This window comes from Nonomuraea antri (assembly GCF_013283785.1).
Taxonomy (GTDB): Bacteria; Actinomycetota; Actinomycetes; order Streptosporangiales; family Streptosporangiaceae; genus Nonomuraea; species Nonomuraea antri.
On sequence record NZ_JABCPZ010000544.1, the window covers coordinates 1 to 1,268 of the forward strand.

General features: G+C 68.5%; 3 protein-coding genes. 2 read left to right on the top strand and 1 reads right to left on the bottom strand.

From position 1 onward, the window contains the following. Together HII36_RS55235 and HII36_RS57670 are read left to right on the top strand one after the other, a co-directional pair. Positions 1 to 634: NmrA family NAD(P)-binding protein (locus HII36_RS55235; RefSeq protein ID WP_236005247.1), on the top strand; the 634-nt coding region annotated here is incomplete at its 5' end. Next, a complete protein-coding gene (locus HII36_RS57670) occupies positions 598 to 882 on the top strand; it encodes a Rossmann-fold NAD(P)-binding domain-containing protein (RefSeq protein WP_236005248.1) in 285 nt (94 codons plus the stop codon). The genes HII36_RS55235 and HII36_RS57670, both read left to right, overlap by 37 nt. 45 nt (positions 883 to 927) lie before the next feature. Here the strand turns inward: HII36_RS57670 and HII36_RS55240 are convergent. Next, positions 928 to 1,268: transposase (locus tag HII36_RS55240; RefSeq protein WP_173531396.1), on the bottom strand; the 341-nt coding region annotated here is incomplete at its 5' end.

The window sequence follows — 1,268 nt, forward strand, 5'->3', positions numbered from 1 at the left end:
GAAGGAAGGAATGACCATCATGCCGATCGTCGTCACTGGAGCCACCGGCCAGCTGGGCAGGCTCACCCTCGAGGCACTGCTGCGGCGCGAGATCCCGGCCGCGGACATCATCGCGACCGGCCGGGACATCGCCGGGATCAAGGATTTGGCCGACCGAGGCATCACGGTACGCCGCGCCGACTTCGCGGACACCGACGGCCTGGCCGAGGCATTCGCGGGGGCGGACAGGCTGCTGCTGATCTCGGCCTCGGTCCCCGTGGGCGAGCGGGTCGCCAACCACCGCCGCGTGATCGACGCCGCGGCATCCGCAGGCGTGTCGCTGGTGGCGTACACGAGCACGACGCACGCGGACACGGCCACCACCGTCATCGGTGCCACGCACAGCGAGACCGAGGCGTATCTGCGGGACCGCGGAATCCCCAGCGTGCTGCTGCGCAACGGCTGGTACTTGGAGAACTACACCAGCCAACTGCCGCAGATCCTGCAGAACGGCGCGGTCGTCGGCGCCGCAGGCGAGGGGCGGATCAGCGCCGCGTCCCGCGCCGACTACGCGAGGCCGCAGCGGTCGTCCTCACCACTGAAGGCCACACCGGTGCCGTGTACGAGCTCGGCGGCGACGAGTCCTTCACCCTGACTGAGCTCGCCGCCGCGATCTCCGCTGCGGCCGGAAAGCAGGTTACCTACGCTGACCTCCCGGTGGCCGACTTCGCCCAGGTACTGGACGCCGCGGGCCTACCCGCCGAGCTGGCGGAGGTCCTCGCTGACGCTGACCGCGGTATGAACCGCGGCGAGATGTACACCGACTCTGGCGACTTGCGCCGCCTGATCGGCCGCCCGCCCGTGACCCTGGCCGAGGCACTCGCGGCCGCCCTGCATTACTGAGGTTGAACTCGTGATGTGGCCGGGTTGCTCAGGTAGGTCTGATTGCTAGGCCGGCTCGGAGAGGCAGCCGTCTATGAGTTCGCTGCGGTACTGGATGTGCCGTAGGCCGCGCCGGATGCGCTGGACGAGGGGTTCAGGGGTACTGAAGGCGACGTTGGAGAGCCAGCCGCGTCGCAGGAGGGACCAGATCCCCTCGACCGGGTTGAGGTCGGGTGCGTAGGGCGGCAGACGGTAGATGGTCAGCCAGTCCCGGGCCTCGGCGAACTTTTGCAGGTCGGCGGCCTTGTGAACGTTGAAGTTGTCCCGGACGAGAACGATCGGGCCACTGAGCTGCTGGTGTGCTGCGATCAACAGGTCCCGGTAGTCGCGCCAGGAGAAGCTCTTGC